Origin of the sequence: Aquisalimonas lutea, from assembly GCF_030409225.1 — a bacterium.
GTDB classification, from domain to species: domain Bacteria; phylum Pseudomonadota; class Gammaproteobacteria; order Nitrococcales; family Aquisalimonadaceae; genus Aquisalimonas; species Aquisalimonas lutea.
Genome location: NZ_JAUFPK010000001.1, coordinates 977414 through 998667, shown reverse-complemented (window position 1 = coordinate 998667; position 21254 = coordinate 977414). Strand labels below are relative to the sequence as shown.

Below are 21254 nucleotides of genomic sequence, written 5' to 3'. Positions count from 1 at the left end.
CCCTCAGCCCTTCACCCGGGTGATGCGCAGCACGCTGTTGAGCACGCGCAGGCGCCGCATGATGCGGGCGAGGTGTCGTCGCCCCTTGACCGCGATGCTGAAGTTGATGGTGGCGATCATGCCCTCGCGCTCGTCCACGGAGACATTGAGGATGTTGCCCTCGCTCTCGGAGATGGTCGCCGCCACGCCGGCCAGCACGCCGCGCTCGTTGACCACGTCGACGCGCACAGGCACGGAGAAGTCGCGGTCGATCTCCGGCTCCCACTGGACGTCCAGCCACTTCTCCGGGTGCTTGCGGTACTCGTGGAGATTCTTGCAGTCCTGCAGGTGCACCACCATGCCGCGGCCGGAGCTGGCGAAGCCGATGATCGGATCACCGGGAATGGGGTTGCAGCAGCGCGCGAAGGTGACCACCGCGCCCTCGGTGCCCCGGATGGTCAGCCGCTGGCGGTCGCCGTCGTCGGACTCGACCACGTCGTCCGAAAGCCCCGCCAGGTGGCGCGCCGCCAGCCAGGGCATGCGCCGCCCCAGGCCGATGTTCTCCAGCAGGCCCTCCAGGGTCTCGAAGCCCTGGGCCGCCAGGCCGCGCTCCATCTGCTCGGGCGGGATCTGGTCCAGCTCCAGGGACACGCTCTCCAGCGCCTGCTCCAGCAGGCGCCGCCCCAGGCTGATGGCTTCCTCGTGGCGCAGGTTCTTGAGGGAATGCCGGATCGCCGAGCGCGCCTTGGCGGTGACGACGAAATCCAGCCAGGCGGGGTTGGGCCGCGCCCCCGGCGCGGTGATGATATCAATGGTCTGGCCGGTCTCGAGTTGGGTGCGCAGGGGCACGAGGCGCTTGTCCACCTTGGCCGCCAGGCAGGTGTCACCGATATCCGAGTGCACGGCGTAGGCGAAGTCCACCAGCGTCGCCCCCCGGGGCATCTCCATGATGTCGCCGCTGGGCGTGAACACGTAGACCTCGTCGGGGAACAGGTCGATCTTGACGTTCTCGATGAACTCCAGCGGGTTGCCGGCGTTCTTCTGCATCTCCAGCAGATCCTTGACCCACTCCCGGGCCCGGCTCTGGGCGGTGTTCTGGGCGGCCTCGCCGGCCTTGTACATCCAGTGCGCGGCCACGCCCATCTCGGCCACCCGGTGCATCTCGGTGGTGCGGATCTGCACCTCGATCTGGATGCCCTGCGGCCCCCAGAGCGTGGTGTGCAGGGACTGGTAGCCGTTGCTCTTGGGGATGGCGATGTAGTCCTTGAAACACCCGGGCACCGGCTTGTAGAGGCCGTGCAGGGCCCCAAGCACGCGATAGCAGGAGTCCACAGAATCGACAATGACGCGGAAGCCGTAGACATCCAGGACGGCATTGAAGCCCTTGCGGTCGCCCACCTCGCCGCGCATCTTCTGGTAGATGCTGTAGAGGTGCTTCTCGCGGGACTCCAGGGTGGCCTCGATGCCCACTTCCGCGAGCCGCCCCTGGAGGGCGTCGCGCACCTTGCCGACCACCGCCTTCTGGTTGCGGCGCGCCTTGCGCACCTGGGCCTTGATCACCCGGCAGCGCATGGGGTGGATGGCGGCGAAACAGAGGTCTTCCAGCTCGATGCGGACGTTGTTGATGCCCAGGCGATTGGCGATGGGGGCGTAGATATCCAGGGTCTCGCGCGCGATGCGGCGCCGCTTGTGGGGCGGCATCACCCAGACGGTGCGCATGTTGTGCAGGCGGTCGGCGAGCTTGATGATGATGACCCGGATGTCCCGGGACATGGCCATCATCATCTTGCGGAAGTTGGCCGCCTGGGCCTCGGCCTTGCTCTCGAACTGGATCTGCGTGAGCTTGGACACGCCGTCGACGAGCTCGGCGACCTCCTCGCCGAAATCCTCGGCGATGTGCTCCTTGGCGGTGGGGGTGTCCTCGATGACGTCATGGAGGATGGCGGCGACGATGCTCTGGTAGTCCAGGCGCATCTCGCCCAGGACCTTCGCCACCGCCACGGGATGGGTGATGTAGGGCTCGCCGGACAATCGCCGCTGCCCGTCGTGGGCGCTGGCGCCGAACTGGTAGGCGCGGTAGACCGTCTGGACCTGCTCCGGCTCCAGGTACGTCTCCAGCAACGAACACAACTCGCTGACCCGGCGACCCGGATCGGTCCCGGTCTGCGTGGCCTCCGCAGGGAGCGGGTCAGCGTGTGCCAAGGATCACCTCACGTTTCGTCCGGCAGCTCGTCCGGAATCTCCGGCATGGGCGGGGCCTGGGTCTCGGCGACCGCCTGGTACTCGGCCTGGAGATCCTCCTCCAGGATGGAGGCCCCCACGTGGCCGCCCGCGATCTCGCGCAGCGCCAGCACCGTGGGCTTGTCGTTCTCCAGGGGCACCCGCGCGTCGACGCCGTGGGCCAGCTGGCGGGCGCGCTTGGATGCAACCAGGACCAGTTCGAACCGGTTGTCGACGTTTTCGAGGCAGTCCTCGACAGTAACACGTGCCATGGGGTCTTGACTCCCTGATCAAAATAGACTTCCGCAAACCCTAGTGTACCTGAAACGCACGGTCACGTGCGCCCCCGCACTGTATTCAGACAGCGCCGGCACCGGGCAAGTTGCACCAGGGTGCTAGCGTGCGCCTCAGCCCAGCAGGTCCTGCAGGGTATCGCCGAGACGCTCCTGCTGGGCGGCCAGCCGCAGGCGCCGGGCCCGCGCGATGGCCACCAGCTCCTCCAGGGCGTGGCCGAACGCGTCGTTGACCACCAGGTAATCGTACTCGTGGTAGTGGGACATCTCGCTCTGGGCCTCCCGCAGGCGGCGCGCGATCACGTCCTCGCTGTCCTTGCCCCGGGCGCGCAACCGCCGTTCCAGCTCCCGCCGCGAAGGCGGCAGGATGAACACGGACACCGCATCCGGCAGCGCCGCGCGTACCTGCTGCGCTCCCTGCCAGTCGATCTCCAGGATGACGTCGGTGCCGACCTCCAGCTGCTCCTCGACACTGCTGCGGGCGGTGCCGTAGGCATTGCCGAACACCCGCGCGTGCTCCAGGAAGTCGCCGGCGGCTGCCATGGCCTCGAAGGCCTCGGCATCCACGAAGTGGTAGTCGACGCCGTCGACCTCGCCGTCGCGGCGCGGCCGGGTCGTATGGGACACGGAGATGCTCAGCCCCGGAATGGTGTCCACCAGCGCCTTGACGAGGCTGGTCTTGCCGGCCCCCGACGGGGCCGAGATGATGTACAGGGTGCCGGTCATGGACGGCCTACTCCAGATTCTGGATCTGCTCGCGCATCTGCTCGATGAGCACTTTCATGTCCACGGAGGCATTGGTCGTCTCCAGGGCGGCCGACTTGGAGCCCAGGGTATTGGCCTCGCGGTTGAGCTCCTGCATGAGAAAGTCCAGGCGGCGCCCGATGGGCTCGCTTCTGCCCAGGACCTCGGCAATCTCCTGGACGTGTGCCTCGAGCCGGTCCAGCTCCTCGGCAACATCGGCCCGCTGGGCGACGTAGACCAGCTCCTGCTCCAGCCGCCCGGGATCGGCGGGCTGCTCCAGCTCCGCCAGCCGCGCCTCCAGCTTCTCCCGCCAGCGCTGGTTGAGCTCCGGCAGGCGATCGCGGATGGTCGCCGCGATGCTTGCCAGCTGCTCCGCCCGGTCCCGGATCATGGCCGCCAGGCGCTCGCCCTCGCGCTCGCGGGTGGCCACGAATCCCTCCAGGGCCTCGTCCAGCAGGCTCAGCGCCGCGGCCTGCACCGGCTCCAGGTCCGGGCGCGTATCCACGACAACCCCGGGCATGCGCAGGAAGTCCGTGGCCGGAATGGACGCCGCGCCGTGCAGGCGGACGTTGAGCTCCCGGGTGGCCGCCAGCAGCTGGTCGACATAGTCCCAGTTCACCTGCACCCCGGAGGCGGCCACCGCTGGCTCGAAGCGCAGGGTGCACTCGACCTTGCCGCGGGCGAGGCGCTGGCCGATCCGCTCGCGCACCTCCGGCTCCAGCCCCCGGAGCTCCTCGGGCAGGCGCGGATGCACGTCCAGGTAGCGATGGTTGACCGAGCGCAGCTCCCAGCTCAGCCGCCCCCAGTCTGCCCGGGTCTCGCGTCGGTCGAAGGCGGTCATGCTGCGTGCCATGCTGCACTCTCCGGTAGGCGCCCGCGCGGGGGGCGTGAAAGCGGCCATGGTACCCATTACCGGCCGGGGGAAAAACCGCTGCCGGGCGACGCTGCCGCGCGGTGTGTTATCCTGCCGCGCCTGCGGTCACCGGCTACCCGGACGCCACCGGCGCCGTCGCCGGACCGCTGTTCGCCGCACACCCAACCCGGAGACATGCGCATGCGCCCCAGCGGCCGACAGCCCGACGAGCTACGCCCCGTTCGACTCACACGCCGGTTCACCAAGCACGCCGAGGGCTCGGTTCTGGTGGAATTCGGCGACACCCGCGTGTTGTGCACGGCCTCGGTGGAGGACAACGTCCCCGGCTTCCTGCGCGGCAAGGGCCAGGGCTGGGTCACGGCGGAGTACGGCATGCTGCCGCGGTCCACCGGGTCGCGCATGGGCCGCGAGGCCGCCCGCGGCAAGCAGCAGGGGCGTACCGTGGAGATCCAGCGCCTGATCGGCCGCTCCCTGCGCGCCGGTATCGACATGCAGGCGCTGGGCGAGCGCAGCGTGGTCATCGACTGCGACGTGCTGCAGGCCGACGGCGGCACCCGCACGGCGGCGATTACCGGCGGCTACGTCGCCCTGGCCGACGCCATGGCAGCGCTGGTCGACAAGGGGGCGCTGCGTTTCAACCCGCTGCACGGGCAGATCGCGTCCGTGTCCGTGGGCATCTACCGGGGCACGCCGGTGCTGGACCTGGACTACCTGGAGGACAGCGAGGCGGAGACGGACATGAACGTGGTGATGAACGACGCCGGCGCCTTCATCGAGATCCAGGGCACGGCGGAAGGCCACGCCTTCCGCCGGGACGAGCTCAACGCCATGACGGCGCTGGCCGAGCAGGGCATCGGCGAGCTGATCGCCCGGCAGCGGGAGGCGCTGGAGGGGGACTGATGGCACGCATCATCTTCGCCAGCAACAATACCGGCAAGGTCGGCGAGGTCGCGGAGCTGGTCCGGCCGGCCGGCCATGACGTCATCCCGCAGTCCGAGTACCTGGTGCCGGAGGCGGAGGAGACCGGACGCACCTTCGTGGAGAACGCCCTGATCAAGGCGCGCAATGCCTGCGAGCACACCCGCCTGGCGGCCATCGGCGACGACTCCGGCCTGGAGGTGGACGCCCTGGACGGCGAGCCGGGCATCCACTCGGCCCGCTACGCCGGCGAGCACGGCGACGACGAGGCCAACAACAGCCTGCTCCTCGCGGAGCTCGCCGGCATCCCGGCGCAAGAGCGCACGGCACGTTTCCGCTGCGTTATGGTCTACCTCCGGCACGCGGACGACCCGGCCCCGCTGATCTGCCAGGGGGTGTGGCAGGGGCACATCCTGGAGGCGCCGCGCGGTGCCGGCGGCTTCGGCTACGATCCGGTGTTCTGGGTGCCCGGGGAAGGCTGCAGCGCCGCCGAGCTGCCCGCCGCGACCAAGAACGAGCTCAGCCACCGGGGCCAGGCCCTGCGGGCGCTGGTCGAGGCCCTGCGCGGGGAGCGCGACTAGCGCCGCAGGAGCGACGTGAGTCGCGACCTTCCAGGCAACGTGATGCCCCCTGGAACGTCGCGGCTGAAGCCGCTCCCACATTCGCCGGCATCATGCCACCCGGGGACGGTGTGGGAGGGGCTTCAGCCTCGACCATAAAATCCGGACACTCTGGTAGGTCGCGACTGACGTCGCTCCTACGGCCCCGTGGACCCGATGCGCCCGGAGATGTCCAGCGGGTTGGGGCTGAAGCACCTTCCGCAGGCGCGGCACAGCCGGCCGCCAACGGCTGTAGGAGCGGCTTCAGCTGCGACATTGCCAGGGCATCGGATGGACCGGAACGTCGTGCCGCCGGGCCCGAGATACGTTGGTAGACGGACATCCTCGGCCGCCCGCTGCCGGAAGCGCCGCGCCATCAACGCCCCGAAGAGAGGTTCACGAATCGGCCATGACCGCCATGCAGACCCCGCCCCTCGGCCTCTACGTGCATCTCCCCTGGTGCGTGCGCAAGTGTCCGTACTGCGACTTCAACTCCCACGCGGCGCCGGAGCAGCTCCCGGTGGAGACCTATCTGGCGGCGCTGCGGGCGGACCTGGACCGCGAGCTGGAGCGCGCCGGCGGACGCACCATCGCCTCGGTATTCATCGGCGGCGGCACGCCCAGCCTGTTCCCGCCGGAAGCGGTGGGGCGCGTGCTGGACTGGCTGGCGCCGCACCTGGAAGCCGGGGCGGAGATCACCCTGGAGGCCAACCCGGGCACCCTGGAACAGGGGCGGTTCGCCGCGTTCCGCTCGGCAGGGGTGAACCGGCTGTCCATCGGCGTGCAGAGCTTCGATCCGGCGCGCCTGGAGGCGCTGGGCCGCATCCACGGCCCCGACGAGGCCCGCCGGGCCGTCGAGGCGGCGCATGCGGCCGGCTTCACCACCTTCAACGTCGACCTGATGTTCGCCCTCCCCGGCCAGACGCCGGCGGCAGCGCTGCAGGATGTCGCCGAGGCGGTACGCCTGGGGGCGCCGCACATCTCCCACTACCAGCTCACCATCGAGCCCAACACGGTGTTCTACAGCCACCCGCCGGCGCTGCCCGACGAGGACACCGCCTGGGCCATGCAGCAGGCCTGCGATGAGCACCTCCGGGGCCAGGGGCTGCGCCGCTACGAGGTCTCCGCGTGGGCCCGGCCCGGACACGCCTGCCGGCACAACCTCAACTACTGGGCATTCGGCGACTACCTGGCCATCGGTGCCGGCGCCCACGGCAAGATCAGCGATGCCGCTACCGGCACGATCCGGCGCTACCGCAAGGTCAAGGTGCCGGCCCTGTACATGGACCGCGCCCGCAACGGCCGCGCCGAGGCCGAAGCCTGGCCGCTGCCCGTCGCCGAGCGCCCCCTGGAATTCCTGATGAACGCCCTGCGCCTGGAGCAGGGGTTCACGCCGGAGCTGTTCGCTGACCGCACCGGCATGGACTACACGGCGGTCGCCTCCGGGGTGGCGCAGGCCGTCGCCGACGGCCTGCTGGAAGACGCCGACGGCCGCATACGCACCACCACCACCGGGCACGCGCATCTCGACACGCTGCTGCAGCGATTCCTCCCGGAGACGTCATGATTCACGAGACCACCGTGGAATGCCCCTATTGCGGCGAGCCCTTCACCACCGCCGTGGACTGCTCCGCGGGCGACCAGCGGTACGTGGAGGACTGCCAGATCTGCTGCCGGCCCATCGAGTTCGTGGTGGCCACGGACACCGCCGGCGAGCTCCTGGATGTCACCGTCCTGCGGGACGACGACTGACTCCGGTCGCGGGCCCTCGCGGCCGCCGCGAAAAGTTTGCCCGCCCTGAGTAGACGCGGAGGCGATCCGCATTTATATAACAGGGCATGAGCGACTACCATCCCATCGCATGCGAGACCTATGCGGCCCTGGAGATCGCCATCGTCCAGGGCACGCGCCTGCGCATGGGCTGGCAGAGCCCGGACGGACACTGGCACCTGGAGGCCCTGCTGCCGGTGGATCTGCGCAGCCGCGACCACGCCGAGTTCCTGATCGCCCAGCGCAGCGTCGGTCGCCCGCTGGAGATCCGCCTGGACCGGATCCGGCGCTTCCGCCCGCTGTAGCGGCGCCGCCGGCGGCGAGGACATCGCCCCTACCAGAACGCCATCTGGTGCCCGGCCTCCGTCGTCTCCCGCGCTTCCAGCCCCGCGGCGATGACGCCGAGCAGACGCACGGCGCGCCGGCGCACGTCGGTCTCCTCCAGCAGGACGTCCAGTACCGGCATCATGTCCTCGGCCTCGCGGATCGCCATCCGGCTGGTCCGGCGCCGGGTAATGAGCTCGAAGTCGGCGTACTTGACCTTCAGGGTCAAGGTTCGTGCCTGTAGTTGCTTCGCCGCCAGGCCGGCCGCCACCTTCGCCGCCAGCGGCTCCAGGGCCGCACGCATGTCGGCCCGGGCGGCCAGGTCCCGCGGGAAGGTGTTCTCCGCGCCCACGGACTTGCGCTCGCGCACCGGCTGCACGGGCCGCTCGTCCACCCCGCGGGCGATGCCGTAGTAGAACGGCGCGCGCTTGCCGAAGGCCTGCTGGAGGTCCGCCAGATCCCACCGCCGCAGATCCGCGCCGGTATGAATGCCCAGCGCCTGCATGCGCGCCTCGGTGGCCCGGCCGACCCCGTGGAACCGGCCCACGGGCAGGGCGGCCACGAAGGCCTCACCCTGGTCCGGAGGAATCACGGCCAGCCCGTCCGGCTTTTCCAGGTCGGACGCCTGCTTGGCCAGGAACTTGTTGTAGGACACCCCGGCCGACGCCGTCAGGCCGGTGCGCTCCCGGATCGCCCGGCGCAGGGCCGCCGCGATGCGGGTCGCGGAGCCGTCGAAGCCCGGCGTTTCGGTGACATCCAGGTAGGCCTCGTCCAGGGACAGGGGCTCCACCAGGTCGGTGTACTCGGCGAGGATGGCACGGATCTCCCGGGAGACGGCGCGATAGACCTCGAAGCGCGGGCGCATGAACACGGCATCCGGGCACAGGCGCACCGCCCGGGCCGCGGGCATGGCGGAGTGGATGCCGAAACGGCGGGCCTCGTAGCTCGCCGCCGCCACGACGCCCCGCCCCTGGGGCGAGCCGCCCACCAGCACCGGCAGCCCGCGCAGCGCGGGGTCGTCCCGCTGCTCCACGGACGCGTAGAAGGCGTCCATGTCCACGTGGATGATCTTGCGCACCGTCGCCGTCATGGTGGTGATTCTACCGCGCCGCGGCATTGCACGGGGCCCGTCGAGTGCGGCAACCGTGGCAGAATGCGGGCATGGAATCACCACGAGCGCATGCCGATGCCCTCGCCCGGCTCCACGACGTGGTCGGCGACGGCGGCTGGATTGCCGGCGAGGCGCGATCGCCGTACCTGCGGGAGTGGCGCGGCCTGTACCGCGGCGAGGCCGCCGCCGTGCTGGCGCCGGCGTCCACCGACGAGGTCGCCCGGGTCATGGCCATCTGTCATGCAGCGGGGATCGGGGTCGTCCCGCAGAGCGGCAACACCGGCCTGTGCGGGGGTGCGGCGCCGGACGCCGCGGGCACGCAGGTCCTGCTCAGCATGCGCCGCATGCGGCGCATCCGGGCCGTGGACACCCGCGACGACACGCTCACCGCCGAGGCGGGCTGCATTCTCGCGGATGTCCAGCGGGCGGCAGCCGGCGTGGACCGGCTGTTCCCGCTCAGCCTGGCGGCCGAGGGCAGCTGCATGCTGGGCGGCAATCTGGCCACCAACGCCGGCGGCATCAACGTCCTGCGATACGGCAACGCCCGCGACCTCTGCCTGGGGCTGGAGGTGGTCCTGGCGGACGGCCGCGTATGGCACGGCCTCTCCGGGCTGCGCAAGGACAACAGCCGCTACGACCTGCGCGACCTGTTCATCGGCTCCGAGGGGACGCTGGGCATCATCACGGCCGCGGTCCTGCGCCTGTTCCCCCGGCCGCAGCAGGCCGTGACCGCGCTGCTGGCACTGGACGACCCCGAGGCCGCGACCCGCCTGCTACCGATCCTCCGGCAGGCCAGCGGCGACACCGTCACGGCCTGCGAGATCATGAGCCGCACCAGCCTGTCCATGGCCACGGACAATGTCCCCGGCTGCCGGGATCCGTTCGCCGAGGCCCACCCCTGGTACCTGCTGGTGGAGCTCACCACGCCGCGGGCCGGCGACGACCTGCGCACGGCCCTGGAGGCGATGCTGGCGACCGAGCTGGAGGCGGGGCGCCTCCGGGATGCGGTACTCGCCGAGTCGCTGGAACAGGCCCGCGCCCTGTGGCATCTGCGCGAGAGCATCCCCGAAGGCCAGACCCGGGACGGTGCCAGCATCAAGCACGACATCTCGGTAGCCGTCGCCCGGGTACCGGAATTCCTGCAGCAGGCGACCGCCCGGGTGGAAGCCCTGGTGCCCGGCGTGCGCGTGTGCCCGTTCGGCCACCTGGGCGACGGCAATATCCATTTCAACCTGTCCCAGCCCCCCGACATGCCGGCGGAGGCCTTCCGGGCCCGCTGGGATGAATGCAATCGCGTCGTGCACGACGTGGTCACCGCCATGAACGGCTCCATCGCCGCCGAGCACGGGGTCGGCCAGCTCAAGGTGGCGGAGCTGGAGCGGCTCAAGGACCCGGTGGAGCTGGAGCTCATGCGCGGCGTCAAGGGCGCGCTGGATCCCCGCGGCATCCTCAATCCGGGGAAGGTCCTGCGCTGACGCGGAGCCGCCCCGCCAAGGGCGCCGGCAGCGGGCAGACCCTGGCCGCCTGCACTATGCTTGGAAGAGTGGGGGACGGAGACGGGTCGCCATGACGCACAACCGCAATGCCGAGGTTTCCTTTGACGAATGGCGGGATCTCGCACGGACGGACCCGGAGGCCTTCGAGGCCCGTCGGCGGGCGGCCGTCGCCGAGGCCATCGCCCTGGCGCCGGCGGATCGCCGCCAGCGCCTGGAGCGCCTGCAGTGGCGCATCGACCGGGAACGGGAGCGCTACCGCGACCCGCTCGCCGCGTGTGCACGACTGTCGTGCATGATGTGGGAGAGCGTGCACGGGCCCGGCGGCCTGGTGGAGCACATCCGTCACCTGGATGCACGCTGGTCCGGACGCAGCACGCGGGACCTGCCCACCGCCCGGCTGCTGCCGTTCCCGGGGCGACAGCGCGCCGCGAGCCGCGACGGCAGTCGCCCGTAGGTTTCCCGGGACAAGCTTGTCATCCGCCGGGACGAACGGTATGATCCGCCACCTTACTGACACCCGCGCCGGCATCCCTCGGTCTCGGCGCCCATCAAGGCAGGTCATGCGGTCATGAAAAAGGACATCCATCCGAACTATCGGGAAGTCGTGTTCCAGGACATCGCCTCCGATTTCTCGTTCGTGACGCGGTCCACCGTGCGCACGGACGAGACCATCACCTGGGAGGACGGCAAGGAATATCCGCTGGTCAAGGTGGAAGTCTCCAGCAACAGCCACCCCTTCTACACCGGCAAGCAGCGCGTGCTCACCAGCGGCGGCCGCGTGGACCGGTTCAAGCAGAAGTACGGCCGGCTCGGCAAGACCCGGCAGTAACCGCCGGCAGCACCGGCGTCCGGAGCCCGTTTGCCCCGAAAGACCCGCGTCTGCGACGCGGGTCTTTTGCGTTGCAGCAACACAATCGCCTGCCGTGGATGTCGCGGAAACGGAGATGGCCTCATGATCGCTTCTAGTTTTTATATTTTCTCCGATTTTCCCTAACTTATCCCGTTTCTCCCCGCATTCTTCCCCGGCTCCTGCTTTGCTGTTACTATCGGCGCGATTCAGTCGCAGGACCCAGGTCTGTGCGCATGCGCGAACGGCGCATCAGCTGCCTGGTGACGGCAACGAAAACGCGGGACCCAGGTCTGCAGACGGCGGAAGCCCGTTCTCCGCCCGCTGGAGCCCTCGTCCCTTGACCCGGCAACCGATGCGACAGTGCGGCGTCCGCGCCGACGGCACGGGCAGCGCCACGGCCGCCCGTAGAGACGAGGAGTACATCGAATGTCGAAGCACACTGTGACGCTCACGGACAACGCCACCGGAAAGAGCCTGGAGCTTCCGGTCCGCGAGGGCACGCACGGCCCCACAGCAATAGACATCAAGTCTCTCTACGGGGAGCTCGGGCAGTTCACCTATGACGCCGGCTTCACTTCCACGGCCAGCTGCCGCAGCGACATCACCTTCATCGATGGCGACCAGGGCACGCTGCTCTACCGCGGCTACCCCATCGAGCAGCTCGCGGACAAGAGCAGCTTCCTGGAGGTGTCCTATCTGCTCCTGTACGGCGAGCTGCCGAACACCGGGGAGCTGGACACCTTCACCGATTCCATCACCCGGCACACCATGGTCAACGAGAGCCTGAAGAACTTCTTCAACGGCTTTCACTACAACGCCCACCCCATGGCCATGCTGACCGCGGTGGTCGGCTCGCTGTCCGCCTTCTACCACGACAGCATCGACATCAACGATCCCGCCAGCCGCGACCTGTGCGCGCAGCGGATCATCGCCAAGATGCCCACCATCGCCGGGGCGGCGTTCAAGCACTTTGTCGGCGAGCCGTTCGTGTACCCCAAGAACCACCTGAGCTACAGCGGCAACCTGCTGAACATGCTCTTCTCCCGCCCGTCGGAGGAGTACAAGGTCAATCCGGTGGCGGAGAAGGCGCTGGACCAGCTGCTGATCCTCCACGCCGACCACGAGCAGAACGCCAGCACGTCCACCGTGCGCCTCGCCGGCAGCACCGGGACCAACCCGTTCGCCGCCGTCTCCGCCGGCTGCGCAGCGCTCTGGGGGCCGGCGCACGGGGGCGCCAACGAGGCCGTGCTGCGCATGCTCGAGGAAATCGGCGACGTACGGAACGTGAACAAGTTCATCCAGAAGGCCAAGGACAAGGACGACCCCTTCCGCCTGATGGGCTTCGGCCACCGCGTCTACAAGAACTACGATCCCCGCGCCACCATCATCCGGGACACCTGTCACGAGGTGCTCCAGGAGATGGGCATGGCCAACGATCCGCAGCTGGAGCTGGCGGTCAAGCTGGAAGAGATCGCCCTGCAGGACGAGTACTTCGTCGAGCGCAAGCTGTACCCGAACGTGGACTTCTACTCCGGGCTGATCTACCGGGCCCTGGGCATTCCCATGTCGTTCTTCACCGTACTCTTCGCCCTGGGCCGCACCCCGGGCTGGGTGGCCCAGTGGATGGAGATGGTCTCGGACCCGGAACAGCGCATCGGCCGGCCGCGCCAGCTGTACACCGGCGCCGCCAAGCGGGACTACGTGCCGCTGGACCAGCGCTGAGGCGCAGCCGCGGAGGGGTCAGCCTCCGGCCACCGGAATCGCCAGATCGTCATCCACGTCGCCGACGAGCAGCGCCTCCACCGCCTGCACGTTGGCCCGCGCCATGGGCTGGCCGTCCACGTGGCTCAGTGGCGGCTGGCGCAGGCCGGCGACGGTGAACACGGTCATGTCCACGCGGTTGCCGCCGGCGAGGAAGCGGTACACCGGCAGCGTGACCCAGGCATCGCGCCGGAAGCGCAGGCGGCGTTCCGTCGGCTCGAAGGGAATGCCGTGGTCCATGAAGAAGACATCGAGCTCCTCGGGCGTGTCCGCGAACACGTGCAGGCTGACCTCCGACCACTCCCCGGCAGTGCCGTCGAGCACCGCCCCCACCAGGCGCGGCCGGAAACGCGCGAAGAAGTGCATGGCGTCCCGGGCGGTCTCCCGGAGCTCCCGCAGCCGCGCCACCTGGGCCTCGCCCTGGAACAGCCGTTGGTAGTCGGCGACCGCTTCCTGGATCTCACGATTGCGGGGCATGTTCTGGGTTGACGGCGCCCCCAGCCGATCCGCGGCCTTGCGCTTGGCCTGGAAGTAGTCGCGAACCCCCTCGTCGACCATGATGCGGGCCGCCTCCAGGGTGAGCCGCTGCCTCATGCGCTGATCCCGGGGTGTCCCCTGCTTGGCCATGACCGCCTCCTGCCGTAGCGTCGTGTTCAGAACAGGGGTGATCCGTCCGCGTCGCCGTCACCCCCGCCGCTGCCGGAGGCACCCGTCTCCTCCTCGGGCACCTCCCCGGAGCGGAATGTCTCGAAAATGGCATCCGGATTGCTGGCATCGGTCACCAGCCCGGACTCGGGGTCGATCCGCACGGTTACCAGCCCCGACGGCCGCGAGACACTCTCCTCGGGGAGGCCTTCCAGCGCCGGACCCATGTAATCCATCCATATGGGCAGCGCCGCGCGGGCGCCGGTTTCACCGGGGCCCATGCTGCGCGACTGATCGAAGCCGACCCAGGCCGTGGTCACCAGGTGCGCGTTGTAACCGGCGAACCAGGCATCCTGGAGCTCGTTGGTGCTCCCCGTCTTGCCCGCCAGATCGTCCCGGCCCAGGCGCCGGGCCGCACGCCCGGTGCCCTGGCGGATCACGTCCTGGAGCATGCTGGTGATCAAATAGGCGTTCTGCGGGGACATGACCCGCTCCGCCGGCCGGAAGGAAGGAACGAGCCGGGCTTTCTCCTCGGCGGCCTCCGTGATCACCGCCCGTTCCTCGTACTGCCCGCCGCTGCCGGGCTCCAGGGCGCCGCACCGCTCGCAGGCCAGGGTCGGCTCGGCGGCGTGGATCACCTCGCCGTTGCCGTCCTCGATGCGCTCGATGAAGTACGGTTCCACGCGGTAGCCGCCGTTGGCGAACACGGCATAGCCGGCGGTCAGCTCCCAGGGCGTCACGCCGGCACTGCCTAGCGCCAGGGAGAGATTGCTGGGCATGCGCTCGGCATCGAAGCCGACGCGCTCCAGGAAGTCCAGGGCGGTACCGGCACCGATGTCCCGGAGCACGCGGATGGAGACCAGATTCCGGGAATGGATCAACGCCTCCCGCAGGCGCGTCGGACCATAGAAGCGCCCCGAATAGTTCTCGGGACGCCACGTGCTCTCCAGGGCCGAGTCCTCGAACACCACCGGGGCATCGTTGACCACGGTCGCCGGCGTGTAGCCATTCTCCAGCGCCGCGGCGTAGATGAACGGCTTGAATGCGGAGCCGGGCTGGCGCACGGCCTGGACGGCGCGGTTGAACTTGCTGCGGTCGAAATCGAAGCCGCCGGCGAGGGCCTGAAGCGCCCCGCTGCGCGGCGCGATGCTGACCACCGCTCCTTCGACCTCCGGCACCTGGGCCAGCCTCGGGCCGCCCTCCGTCTCTTCCACGCGCACCACGTCACCGACGGAGACGACATCGGCGACCGTCTCGGGCGGATCGCCGATGCGGGATTGCGAGATCCACGGCCGCGCCCACTCCATGGCCTCGAGAGCCAGCTCCACGGACTCGCCGTCGCCGAGGTAGACTCGGGCGCTGTCGCCGACCTCGGTGACGATGCCGGCGCGCAGCCCGCCGAGCGTCTCGTAGTCGTCGAGCACCTCGTCGAGCGCGTCGCTGCCTTCGTGTGCCTCCAGGTCCACCTGCGCCTCGGGGCCGCGATAGCCGTGGCGCCGGGTGTAGGCGAGCAGGTTCTGTCGCAGCGCCTCATTGGCCAGCGGCTGGCGCTCGCTGTCGATGGTGGTGTAGACGTGATAACCGCCCGTATAGGCGCGCTCGCCGACCATGTCGACCATGTGCTTGCGGGCCATCTCGGCCACGAAGGGGGCCTCCACCGTCGGGCGCACCCGCCGCAGGTGGGCGGTGATCGGCTGCGTGCTCGCCTCGGCGAGCTGCTCCTCGGTGATGTAGCCCGACTCGTGCATGCGCCGCAGGACGTACGCCCGGCGCTCCAGCGCCCGCTCCGGGTCGGCGATGGGATTCCACGCCGACGGTGCCTTGGGCAACCCGGCGATCATGGCCGTCTGCGCCAGGGTGAGCTCGCCGGGGTCGGCGCCGTAGTAGATCTGCGCCGCCGCACCGACACCGTAGGCGCGCTGGCCCAGGTAGATCTTGTTGAGATAGAGCTCGAGGATCTGCTCCTTGCTCAGCTCCCCCTCGATCTTGAACGCAAGCAGGATTTCGTTCAGTTTACGCAGGTACGTCTGCTCGCGGGTGAGGAAGAAGTTCCGCGCCACCTGCATGGTGATGGTGCTGCCGCCGGGGCCGATCTCCTGGTGGCGGATCAGGTACAGCACGGCGCGAGCGATCCCCTGGTAATCGACCCCGGGGTGCTCATAGAATCGCTGGTCCTCGGCGGCGATGAAGGCATGACGCATGGCCTCGGGGATTTCATCGAAGCGAACCGGCTCTCGCCGGTTCTCGCCGAACTCGGCGATCAGCTGGCCGTCCGCCGCATGGACACGCAGCGGCTCCTGGTAGCGGACATCGCGCAGCGATTCGACGGACGGCAGCTGAGGGGACAGGTACAGATACACGCCGGCGGCTCCGACAGCTGCCACCAGGGCGAGGGAAAGCATGGTCGCCAGACCATACACAAGGAAGCGGGGGATTCGTCGCATGAGTTCCAATAGTGTCTACGTGATCTCGGTTTCGCAGAGTATAAAGCGTTATAACCATGGCGACGAGCATGGAAACGAAGGACATGGTTTTCGCTTTCCTGCCGCTTGATCTATAGTTAGCACTGATTCTGCATGTATCAGGGCACGTTTTCAGCATAAACCACATAACGACAAGGGATTTTTCGTGGGACTCTTTCGCAAGAAAAGCCCACCGCTGCTGGGCATCGACATCAGCTCCACGGCGGTGAAGCTGCTGGAGCTCAAGCACCAGGACGGTCGCTTCCGCGTCGAAAGCTATGCGGTCGAACCCCTGCCCCCGAACGCGGTGGTGGAGAAAAGCATCTCCGACATCGACGCCGTCTCCGAGGCTATCAAGGGGGCCGTCAAGCGCTCCCGCACGCGCCTGCGGTCCGCGGCGCTGGCGGTCCCCGGCTCGGCGGCCATCAGCAAGACCATCGCCATGCCGGCGAACCTGGGCGAGCAGGAGCTGCAGGCCCAGATCGAGCTGCAGGCGGATCAGTACGTCCCCTACCCGCTGGACGAGGTCAACCTGGATTTCCAGGTCATGGGGCCGTCCGAGGACGCCAGCAACGTGGACGTGCTGCTGGTGGCCTCGCGGTCCGACAACGTCGAGACACGGGTGGACGCCTGCGAGGCCGCCGGCCTGACACCCCGGATCATGGACGTCGAGAGCTACGCGACCGAAACCGCGTTCTCGCTGGTCGCCGACGACCTTGCCGGCGGCGGCCGGGAGCAGGCCGTGGCCGTGGTCGACGTGGGCGCCACCATGACCACCCTCACGGTTCTGAACGACCGCCGGATCATCTACACCCGTGAGCAGGTCTTCGGCGGCCGCCAGCTCACCGAGGAGATCCAGCGCCGGTACGGCCTGTCCTTCGAGGAGGCCGGGCGGGCGAAGCGCCAGGGCGGCCTTCCGGACAGCTACGAGGAAGAGGTCCTGGATCCGTTCCGGTATGCCATGGCCCAGCAGGTGGTCCGGTCGCTGCAGTTCTTCTACGGCGCCAGTCAGCACAACACCGTGGATGCCCTGGTTCTCGCGGGCGGCTGCGCCAGCATTCCCGGCGTCGAGCAACTGATTCAGGAAGAATCCGGCGTTGCGACGCGAGTCGCCAACCCGTTCGTGAACATGGCGGTCTCCTCGCGGATCAAGCCGGAGCGCCTGAGCGAAGACGCCCCGGCGCTGATGGTCGCCTGCGGCCTGGCCATGAGGAGTTTCGACGCATGACACGGATCAACCTGCTGCCGTGGCGCGAGGAGCTGAAAAAGCAGCGTACGGTCGAGTTCTACGTCATTCTCGTTATCGCCGTCGCCCTCGGGGCGGGCGTGTGGTACGCGGGCCGGTGGCACATCACGGGCCTGGTGGACTACCACGAGCACCGCAACAGCATACTGGAGGAAGAGATCTCCCGGCTGGAGCGGCAGATCGAGGAAATCGAGAAGCTCGAGACCGTCCGCGAGCAGCTGCTCGCGCGCATGAACATCATCGAGGAGCTGCAGGCGGGGCGGCCCCAGATCGTCCACTTGTTCGAGGAGATCGCCACGACCATCCCCGAGGGCGTGTACCTGGAGGAGCTCGAGCAGAACGGCGATTCGCTCAGCCTCGCGGGGGTCGCCGAGTCCAACGCACGCATCTCCAACTACATGGAACGCCTGGACGGGTCCGAGTGGCTTACCGACCCGGACCTGGAGGTCATCGAGGTCCAGGACCGGGAAAGCGGACGCCTGAGCGACTTCTCCCTGAGCGTCCAGCAGACCGATCCCAGCCAGGGTCCGGATGACGGGGAGGACACGGAATGAATCTCTCCGAGATCAATCTCAGCGAACTGGACATCAACGAAATCGGCGTCTGGCCGTGGCCGGCCAAGGCGGCGGTGATCATCGTCGTCTTCGCGCTGGTGGTCGCCGCCGGCTGGTACTTCGACTGGCAGAACCTCCAGGAGGAGCTCGAGGAAGTCCAGGCACAGGAGCAGCAGCTGCGCACGGAGTTCGAGACCAAGCAGCGGCGCGCCGCCGCCCTGGACGACTACAAGGAGCAGCTGGCGGAAATGGAGGAATCCTTCGGCGCCATGCTGCGTCAGCTGCCCAGCCGCGTGGAGGTCGCCGGCCTGCTCGTGGACATCTCGCAGACCGGGCTGTCGGCCGGGCTGGAGTTCGAGCTCTTCCGTCCGCAGCAGACCCAGGAGCAGGAGTTCTACGCCGAGATGCCCATCGACATCGAGGTACGCGGCGGCTATCACCAGTTCGGGCGCTTCGTCAGCGGCGTCGCCAATCTCCCGCGCATCGTCACCCTGCACGACGTAAGCATCAGCCGGACCGAGGACGGCGGCGGGCTGGCCATGCAGGCGACGGCGCGGACCTACTGGTACCTGGACGAGGGAGGTGAATAATGGCTCCACACACCTCCACTCGAGCCCCCGCCGTGATGGCCGTCACCCTGCTGGCTGCAGCGGGGCTTTTCCTCAGCGGCTGCTCCCGGGACACCGAGGACCTGCAAGCCTATATCGAGGAAGTCCACGCCCGGCCGGCACGGCAGCTGGAACCCGTACCGGAGCCCGAGCCGGCGCGCAGTCACCGCTATCCCGAGATGGATATCCGGGATCCGTTCGCCGAGCTCAGTTTCGCGGAGCCCGAACCCCAGCAGGCGGAAGCGTCCGGCGGTCCGTCACCGGACCCCGACCGGCCGCGCGAGCCCCTGGAAGAGTTCCCGCTGGATTCCCTGAAAATGGCGGGGATTCTTGAGCAGGACGGGCAGCGCTGGGCGCTGATCCGCGATCCGGACGGGACCATACACCGCGTCCAGGAAGGCAACTACCTGGGCCAGAACCACGGCGAAATCCTGGACATCACCGAGCAGCGGGTCGAGATCCTGGAACTGGTGCAGGGACAGGGCGGCAGATGGCGCGAACGGGAAGCGTCGCTGACGACACGAGAACAAGGCAGAGGGAGTCGAGCACCATGACGATGTTGGCAGAGGACACGGCACGCAGGGACACGGCCGTGGCGGGCAGGCAGCGCAGGGCGGTCCGACATGCCTGGGCGCTGCTGGCCATGGCCGCGGGTCTGCTGATGACCACCCAGGCGATCGCGCAGAATGCGCTGCGTGACATCAGCTACTCCACCCTGCCGGGCAACCGCGTTCAGATCTCCATGGAGCTGGAGGAAGCGCCCGAGGGCCCCAGCAGCTTCACCATCGACAACCCGGCCCGTATTACCTTCGATTTCGCGGGCACGCGCAATCGCCTGGCGGAGCGGAATGTCCATATCGGCGTCGGCGTGGTCGAGGGGGTCTCCATCGCCGAGGCCAGCGGCCGCACGCGGGTGGTGCTGAACCTCTCCGAGATGACGGACTACGAGACCGAGCTCGACGGCAGTACGTTCCACGTGTTCCTGGGCGGCCGGCCCGACCAGGCCGCCAGCACCGGCCGGACCGGGGGAAGCCCCACACGCGTCGGCGGCGATGGCGCCCCGGACCAGGCGCCGGACGGCAGTGCCCTGGAAGAGATCGACTTCCAGCGCGGCCCCGATGGCAGCGGGCGGGTCATCGTGCAGATGAACGATTCCGGCATCCCCGTGGACCTCCAGCGCAGCGGGCGCCGCATCGAAGCGATCTTCCGCGACACGGACGTGCCGGAGGAGCTGCAGCGGCGCCTGAACGTGGTGGACTTCGCCACGCCGGTGCACACCATCGAGACCCGCCAGGACGGCAACCATACGCGCATGCAGATCCAGCCCGTGGAGGACGCGGACTACGAGTACATGGGCTACCAGACCGGAAACCAGTTCACGGTGGAGTTCCGTCCGGTCACCGAGGAGGAGCGCGAGCGCGAGGAGCCGGAGTACACCGGCGAGCGCCTGTCGCTGAGCTTCCAGGACATCGAGGTCCGCTCCGTCCTGCAGCTGATTGCCGATTTCACCGGCATGAACATCGTGGTGAGCGACTCCGTCACCGGCAACATCACGCTGCGCCTGCAGAACGTGCCCTGGGATCAGGCCCTGGACATCATCCTGCGCACCAAGGGCCTGGACAAGCGGGTCAACGGCAACGTCATGCTGGTCGCCCCGGCGGAGCAGATCGCCCAGCGCGAGCAGCAGCAGCTCGAGGCGGAGCAGCAGCTGGAGCAGATGGCCCCCCTGCGCACCGAGTTCTTCGAGATCAACTATGCCACCGCGGGGGAGCTGGCAGGCCTGATCCGCTCGGAGGAGACCTCCATGCTGTCCGAGCGCGGCCAGGTGTCCATCGACGAGCGGACCAACACCCTGATCGTGCGTGACACCGACGAGAATCTCTCCAGCGTTCGCTCCCTGGTCAACCGCCTGGACGTGCCGGTACGCCAGGTGCTGATCGAGTCCCGCATCGTCATCGCCAACGACGACTTCAGCCGCGATCTGGGCGTGCGCTTCGGCGCCAGCGTCAACGGCGAGGTCGGCAGCGACGGCTATCTCATCGGCGGCACGCGGGACGGACGATTCCAGTACCAGAACCAGGCCGGCAACACCGGCACCACGGGATACGAGGTCCCCGAGGGCAGCGGCCGGGAGGGTCTGATGGTGGACCTGCCGGTCGAGGGCGCCGCCGGCTCGGTGGGGCTGGCCGTGGGCCGCATCGGCGACCGCCTGCTGCAGCTGGAGCTGTCGGCCATGGAGACCGAGGGCCGCGGCGAGATCGTCTCCAGCCCGCGGGTGATCACCTCCAACCAGAAGACGGCCAGCATCCGCCAGGGCGTGGAGATCCCGTACCAGGAGGCCACCTCCAGCGGGGCCACCAACGTCTCCTTCCAGGAGGCCCTGTTGGCCCTGGACGTGACGCCGCAGATCACCCCGGATGACCGCATCATCATGGACCTGGAGGTCAGCCAGGACACCGTCGGCGAGGTGTTCAACGGCGTCCCCAGCATCGACACCCAGTCGGTGACCACGCAGGTCCTGGTGGACAACGGCGAGACCGTAGTGCTCGGCGGCATCTACGAGCGCGAGCAGCGGGAGCAGGAGTCCCGCATTCCGTTCTTCGGCTCGCTGCCGGGCATCGGCTGGCTGTTCCGCAACCGCGAATCCGTGGACGAGAACAGCGAGCTGCTGATCTTCGTGACCCCGCGGATCCTGCAGGAAAGCCTGACCAGCGACTCCGCGCGCTGATCACCGCGATGATGCCCCGGCCCGCCGTGACGCGGGGTCGGGCGCATCCTGTGCAGACAGCCTTCATCCGGG

Annotated in this window: 21 protein-coding genes; 14 read left to right on the top strand and 7 right to left on the bottom strand. The window is 68.7% G+C overall.

Features of this window, described 5'->3' with window-relative positions; translation table 11 throughout:
- Nucleotides 1-3: 3 nt before the first annotated feature.
- From spoT to QWY84_RS04730, 4 genes are all read right to left on the bottom strand, one after another.
- Nucleotides 4-2181: a bifunctional GTP diphosphokinase/guanosine-3',5'-bis pyrophosphate 3'-pyrophosphohydrolase gene (gene spoT, locus QWY84_RS04745; protein ID WP_290201301.1), complete on the bottom strand. Its 2178-nt coding sequence runs from the start codon at nucleotides 2179-2181 to the stop codon at nucleotides 4-6.
- An 8-nt stretch (nucleotides 2182-2189) separates the two neighbouring features.
- Complete coding sequence (rpoZ, locus tag QWY84_RS04740) at nucleotides 2190-2471, bottom strand: DNA-directed RNA polymerase subunit omega (protein ID WP_290201300.1); 282 nt, start codon at nucleotides 2469-2471, stop codon at nucleotides 2190-2192.
- 135 nt (nucleotides 2472-2606) lie between these two features.
- Nucleotides 2607-3218, bottom strand: a complete 612-nt coding sequence (gene gmk / locus QWY84_RS04735) for a guanylate kinase (RefSeq protein WP_290201299.1) — start codon at nucleotides 3216-3218, stop codon at nucleotides 2607-2609.
- 7 nt (nucleotides 3219-3225) lie between these two features.
- Entirely contained in the window at nucleotides 3226-4089 is an 864-nt protein-coding gene (locus tag QWY84_RS04730) for a YicC/YloC family endoribonuclease (protein WP_290201298.1), read from the bottom strand.
- A gap of 201 nt (nucleotides 4090-4290) precedes the next feature.
- On the opposite strand from QWY84_RS04730, the gene rph reads away from it, so the two are divergent.
- The 5 genes from rph (at nucleotide 4291) to QWY84_RS04705 (ending at nucleotide 7702) form a co-directional block, all read left to right on the top strand.
- On the top strand, nucleotides 4291-5010 hold the full coding sequence (gene rph, locus QWY84_RS04725) for a ribonuclease PH (RefSeq protein ID WP_290201297.1): 720 nt from the start codon (nucleotides 4291-4293) through the stop codon (nucleotides 5008-5010).
- A complete protein-coding gene (gene rdgB / locus QWY84_RS04720; RefSeq protein WP_290201296.1) occupies nucleotides 5010-5609 on the top strand; it encodes an RdgB/HAM1 family non-canonical purine NTP pyrophosphatase in 600 nt (199 codons plus the stop codon). The genes rph and rdgB overlap by 1 nt, the downstream gene beginning before the upstream one ends.
- 427 nt (nucleotides 5610-6036) lie before the next feature.
- The gene (hemW, locus tag QWY84_RS04715; RefSeq protein ID WP_290201295.1) at nucleotides 6037-7194 is read left to right on the top strand and encodes a radical SAM family heme chaperone HemW; all 1158 of its coding nucleotides are present in this window, start codon (nucleotides 6037-6039) and stop codon (nucleotides 7192-7194) included.
- On the top strand, nucleotides 7191-7379 hold the full coding sequence (locus QWY84_RS04710) for a CPXCG motif-containing cysteine-rich protein (protein ID WP_290201294.1): 189 nt from the start codon (nucleotides 7191-7193) through the stop codon (nucleotides 7377-7379). The genes hemW and QWY84_RS04710 overlap by 4 nt, the downstream gene beginning before the upstream one ends.
- 86 nt (nucleotides 7380-7465) lie before the next feature.
- Nucleotides 7466-7702, top strand: a complete 237-nt coding sequence (locus QWY84_RS04705; protein WP_290201293.1) for a transcriptional antiterminator, Rof — start codon at nucleotides 7466-7468, stop codon at nucleotides 7700-7702.
- A 29-nt stretch (nucleotides 7703-7731) separates the two neighbouring features.
- Here QWY84_RS04705 and dinB read toward each other — a convergent pair whose 3' ends face one another.
- Nucleotides 7732-8811, bottom strand: a complete 1080-nt coding sequence (dinB, locus tag QWY84_RS04700) for a DNA polymerase IV (protein WP_290201292.1) — start codon at nucleotides 8809-8811, stop codon at nucleotides 7732-7734.
- 71 nt (nucleotides 8812-8882) lie between these two features.
- Here dinB and QWY84_RS04695 point away from each other — a divergent pair, with 71 nt between their 5' ends.
- The 4 genes from QWY84_RS04695 to QWY84_RS04680 all read left to right on the top strand — a co-directional run bounded on the left by QWY84_RS04695 (nucleotide 8883) and on the right by QWY84_RS04680 (nucleotide 12900).
- Nucleotides 8883-10307: an FAD-binding oxidoreductase gene (locus QWY84_RS04695; RefSeq protein ID WP_290201291.1), complete on the top strand. Its 1425-nt coding sequence runs from the start codon at nucleotides 8883-8885 to the stop codon at nucleotides 10305-10307.
- A 91-nt stretch (nucleotides 10308-10398) separates the two neighbouring features.
- Entirely contained in the window at nucleotides 10399-10782 is a 384-nt protein-coding gene (locus tag QWY84_RS04690; protein WP_290201290.1) for a DUF3135 domain-containing protein, read from the top strand.
- Nucleotides 10783-10896: 114 nt separating this feature from the next.
- Nucleotides 10897-11157 carry a type B 50S ribosomal protein L31 gene (locus tag QWY84_RS04685; RefSeq protein WP_290201289.1) on the top strand — a complete coding sequence of 87 codons (261 nt, stop codon included), beginning with the start codon at nucleotides 10897-10899 and terminating at the stop codon, nucleotides 11155-11157.
- Nucleotides 11158-11604: 447 nt separating this feature from the next.
- Entirely contained in the window at nucleotides 11605-12900 is a 1296-nt protein-coding gene (locus tag QWY84_RS04680) for a citrate synthase (protein ID WP_290201288.1), read from the top strand.
- A gap of 18 nt (nucleotides 12901-12918) precedes the next feature.
- Here QWY84_RS04680 and QWY84_RS04675 read toward each other — a convergent pair whose 3' ends face one another.
- A complete protein-coding gene (locus tag QWY84_RS04675) occupies nucleotides 12919-13566 on the bottom strand; it encodes a hypothetical protein (protein WP_290201287.1) in 648 nt (215 codons plus the stop codon).
- A gap of 26 nt (nucleotides 13567-13592) precedes the next feature.
- The gene (locus QWY84_RS04670; protein WP_290201286.1) at nucleotides 13593-16028 is read right to left on the bottom strand and encodes a penicillin-binding protein 1A; all 2436 of its coding nucleotides are present in this window, start codon (nucleotides 16026-16028) and stop codon (nucleotides 13593-13595) included.
- Nucleotides 16029-16212: 184 nt separating this feature from the next.
- On the opposite strand from QWY84_RS04670, the gene QWY84_RS04665 reads away from it, so the two are divergent.
- The 5 genes from QWY84_RS04665 to QWY84_RS04645 are packed head-to-tail and all read left to right on the top strand — an operon-like array spanning nucleotide 16213 to nucleotide 21182.
- Nucleotides 16213-17274 (top strand): pilus assembly protein PilM, encoded by a 1062-nt coding sequence (locus QWY84_RS04665; RefSeq protein ID WP_290201285.1) that lies wholly within the window; start codon nucleotides 16213-16215, stop codon nucleotides 17272-17274.
- Entirely contained in the window at nucleotides 17271-17846 is a 576-nt protein-coding gene (locus QWY84_RS04660) for a PilN domain-containing protein (RefSeq protein ID WP_290201284.1), read from the top strand. Before QWY84_RS04665 ends, QWY84_RS04660 begins: the two co-directional genes overlap by 4 nt.
- Nucleotides 17843-18436 (top strand): type IV pilus inner membrane component PilO, encoded by a 594-nt coding sequence (locus QWY84_RS04655; protein ID WP_290201283.1) that lies wholly within the window; start codon nucleotides 17843-17845, stop codon nucleotides 18434-18436. The genes QWY84_RS04660 and QWY84_RS04655 overlap by 4 nt, the downstream gene beginning before the upstream one ends.
- Nucleotides 18436-19008, top strand: a complete 573-nt coding sequence (locus QWY84_RS04650) for a pilus assembly protein PilP (RefSeq protein ID WP_290201282.1) — start codon at nucleotides 18436-18438, stop codon at nucleotides 19006-19008. The genes QWY84_RS04655 and QWY84_RS04650 overlap by 1 nt, the downstream gene beginning before the upstream one ends.
- Nucleotides 19005-21182: a type IV pilus secretin PilQ gene (locus QWY84_RS04645; protein ID WP_290201281.1), complete on the top strand. Its 2178-nt coding sequence runs from the start codon at nucleotides 19005-19007 to the stop codon at nucleotides 21180-21182. The genes QWY84_RS04650 and QWY84_RS04645 overlap by 4 nt, the downstream gene beginning before the upstream one ends.
- The last annotated feature ends 72 nt before the right edge of the window (nucleotides 21183-21254 follow it).

Excerpts from the sequence above, each read along its gene's own strand:
- rpoZ (WP_290201300.1), bottom strand. The coding sequence starts at position 2,471 with ATGGCACGTGTTACTGTCGAGGACTGCCTCGAAAACGTCGACAACCGG.
- QWY84_RS04675 (WP_290201287.1), bottom strand. The coding sequence starts at position 13,566 with ATGGCCAAGCAGGGGACACCCCGGGATCAGCGCATGAGGCAGCGGCTC.
- QWY84_RS04645 (WP_290201281.1), top strand. The coding sequence starts at position 19,005 with ATGACGATGTTGGCAGAGGACACGGCACGCAGGGACACGGCCGTGGCG.
- gmk (WP_290201299.1), bottom strand. The coding sequence starts at position 3,218 with ATGACCGGCACCCTGTACATCATCTCGGCCCCGTCGGGGGCCGGCAAG.
- QWY84_RS04650 (WP_290201282.1), top strand. The coding sequence starts at position 18,436 with ATGGCTCCACACACCTCCACTCGAGCCCCCGCCGTGATGGCCGTCACC.
- QWY84_RS04695 (WP_290201291.1), top strand. The coding sequence starts at position 8,883 with ATGGAATCACCACGAGCGCATGCCGATGCCCTCGCCCGGCTCCACGAC.
- QWY84_RS04660 (WP_290201284.1), top strand. The coding sequence starts at position 17,271 with ATGACACGGATCAACCTGCTGCCGTGGCGCGAGGAGCTGAAAAAGCAG.
- QWY84_RS04685 (WP_290201289.1), top strand. The coding sequence starts at position 10,897 with ATGAAAAAGGACATCCATCCGAACTATCGGGAAGTCGTGTTCCAGGAC.
- QWY84_RS04670 (WP_290201286.1), bottom strand. The coding sequence starts at position 16,028 with ATGCGACGAATCCCCCGCTTCCTTGTGTATGGTCTGGCGACCATGCTT.
- QWY84_RS04690 (WP_290201290.1), top strand. The coding sequence starts at position 10,399 with ATGACGCACAACCGCAATGCCGAGGTTTCCTTTGACGAATGGCGGGAT.
- dinB (WP_290201292.1), bottom strand. The coding sequence starts at position 8,811 with ATGACGGCGACGGTGCGCAAGATCATCCACGTGGACATGGACGCCTTC.
- rdgB (WP_290201296.1), top strand. The coding sequence starts at position 5,010 with ATGGCACGCATCATCTTCGCCAGCAACAATACCGGCAAGGTCGGCGAG.
- QWY84_RS04705 (WP_290201293.1), top strand. The coding sequence starts at position 7,466 with ATGAGCGACTACCATCCCATCGCATGCGAGACCTATGCGGCCCTGGAG.
- QWY84_RS04680 (WP_290201288.1), top strand. The coding sequence starts at position 11,605 with ATGTCGAAGCACACTGTGACGCTCACGGACAACGCCACCGGAAAGAGC.
- QWY84_RS04730 (WP_290201298.1), bottom strand. The coding sequence starts at position 4,089 with ATGGCACGCAGCATGACCGCCTTCGACCGACGCGAGACCCGGGCAGAC.
- rph (WP_290201297.1), top strand. The coding sequence starts at position 4,291 with ATGCGCCCCAGCGGCCGACAGCCCGACGAGCTACGCCCCGTTCGACTC.
- QWY84_RS04710 (WP_290201294.1), top strand. The coding sequence starts at position 7,191 with ATGATTCACGAGACCACCGTGGAATGCCCCTATTGCGGCGAGCCCTTC.
- hemW (WP_290201295.1), top strand. The coding sequence starts at position 6,037 with ATGACCGCCATGCAGACCCCGCCCCTCGGCCTCTACGTGCATCTCCCC.
- QWY84_RS04655 (WP_290201283.1), top strand. The coding sequence starts at position 17,843 with ATGAATCTCTCCGAGATCAATCTCAGCGAACTGGACATCAACGAAATC.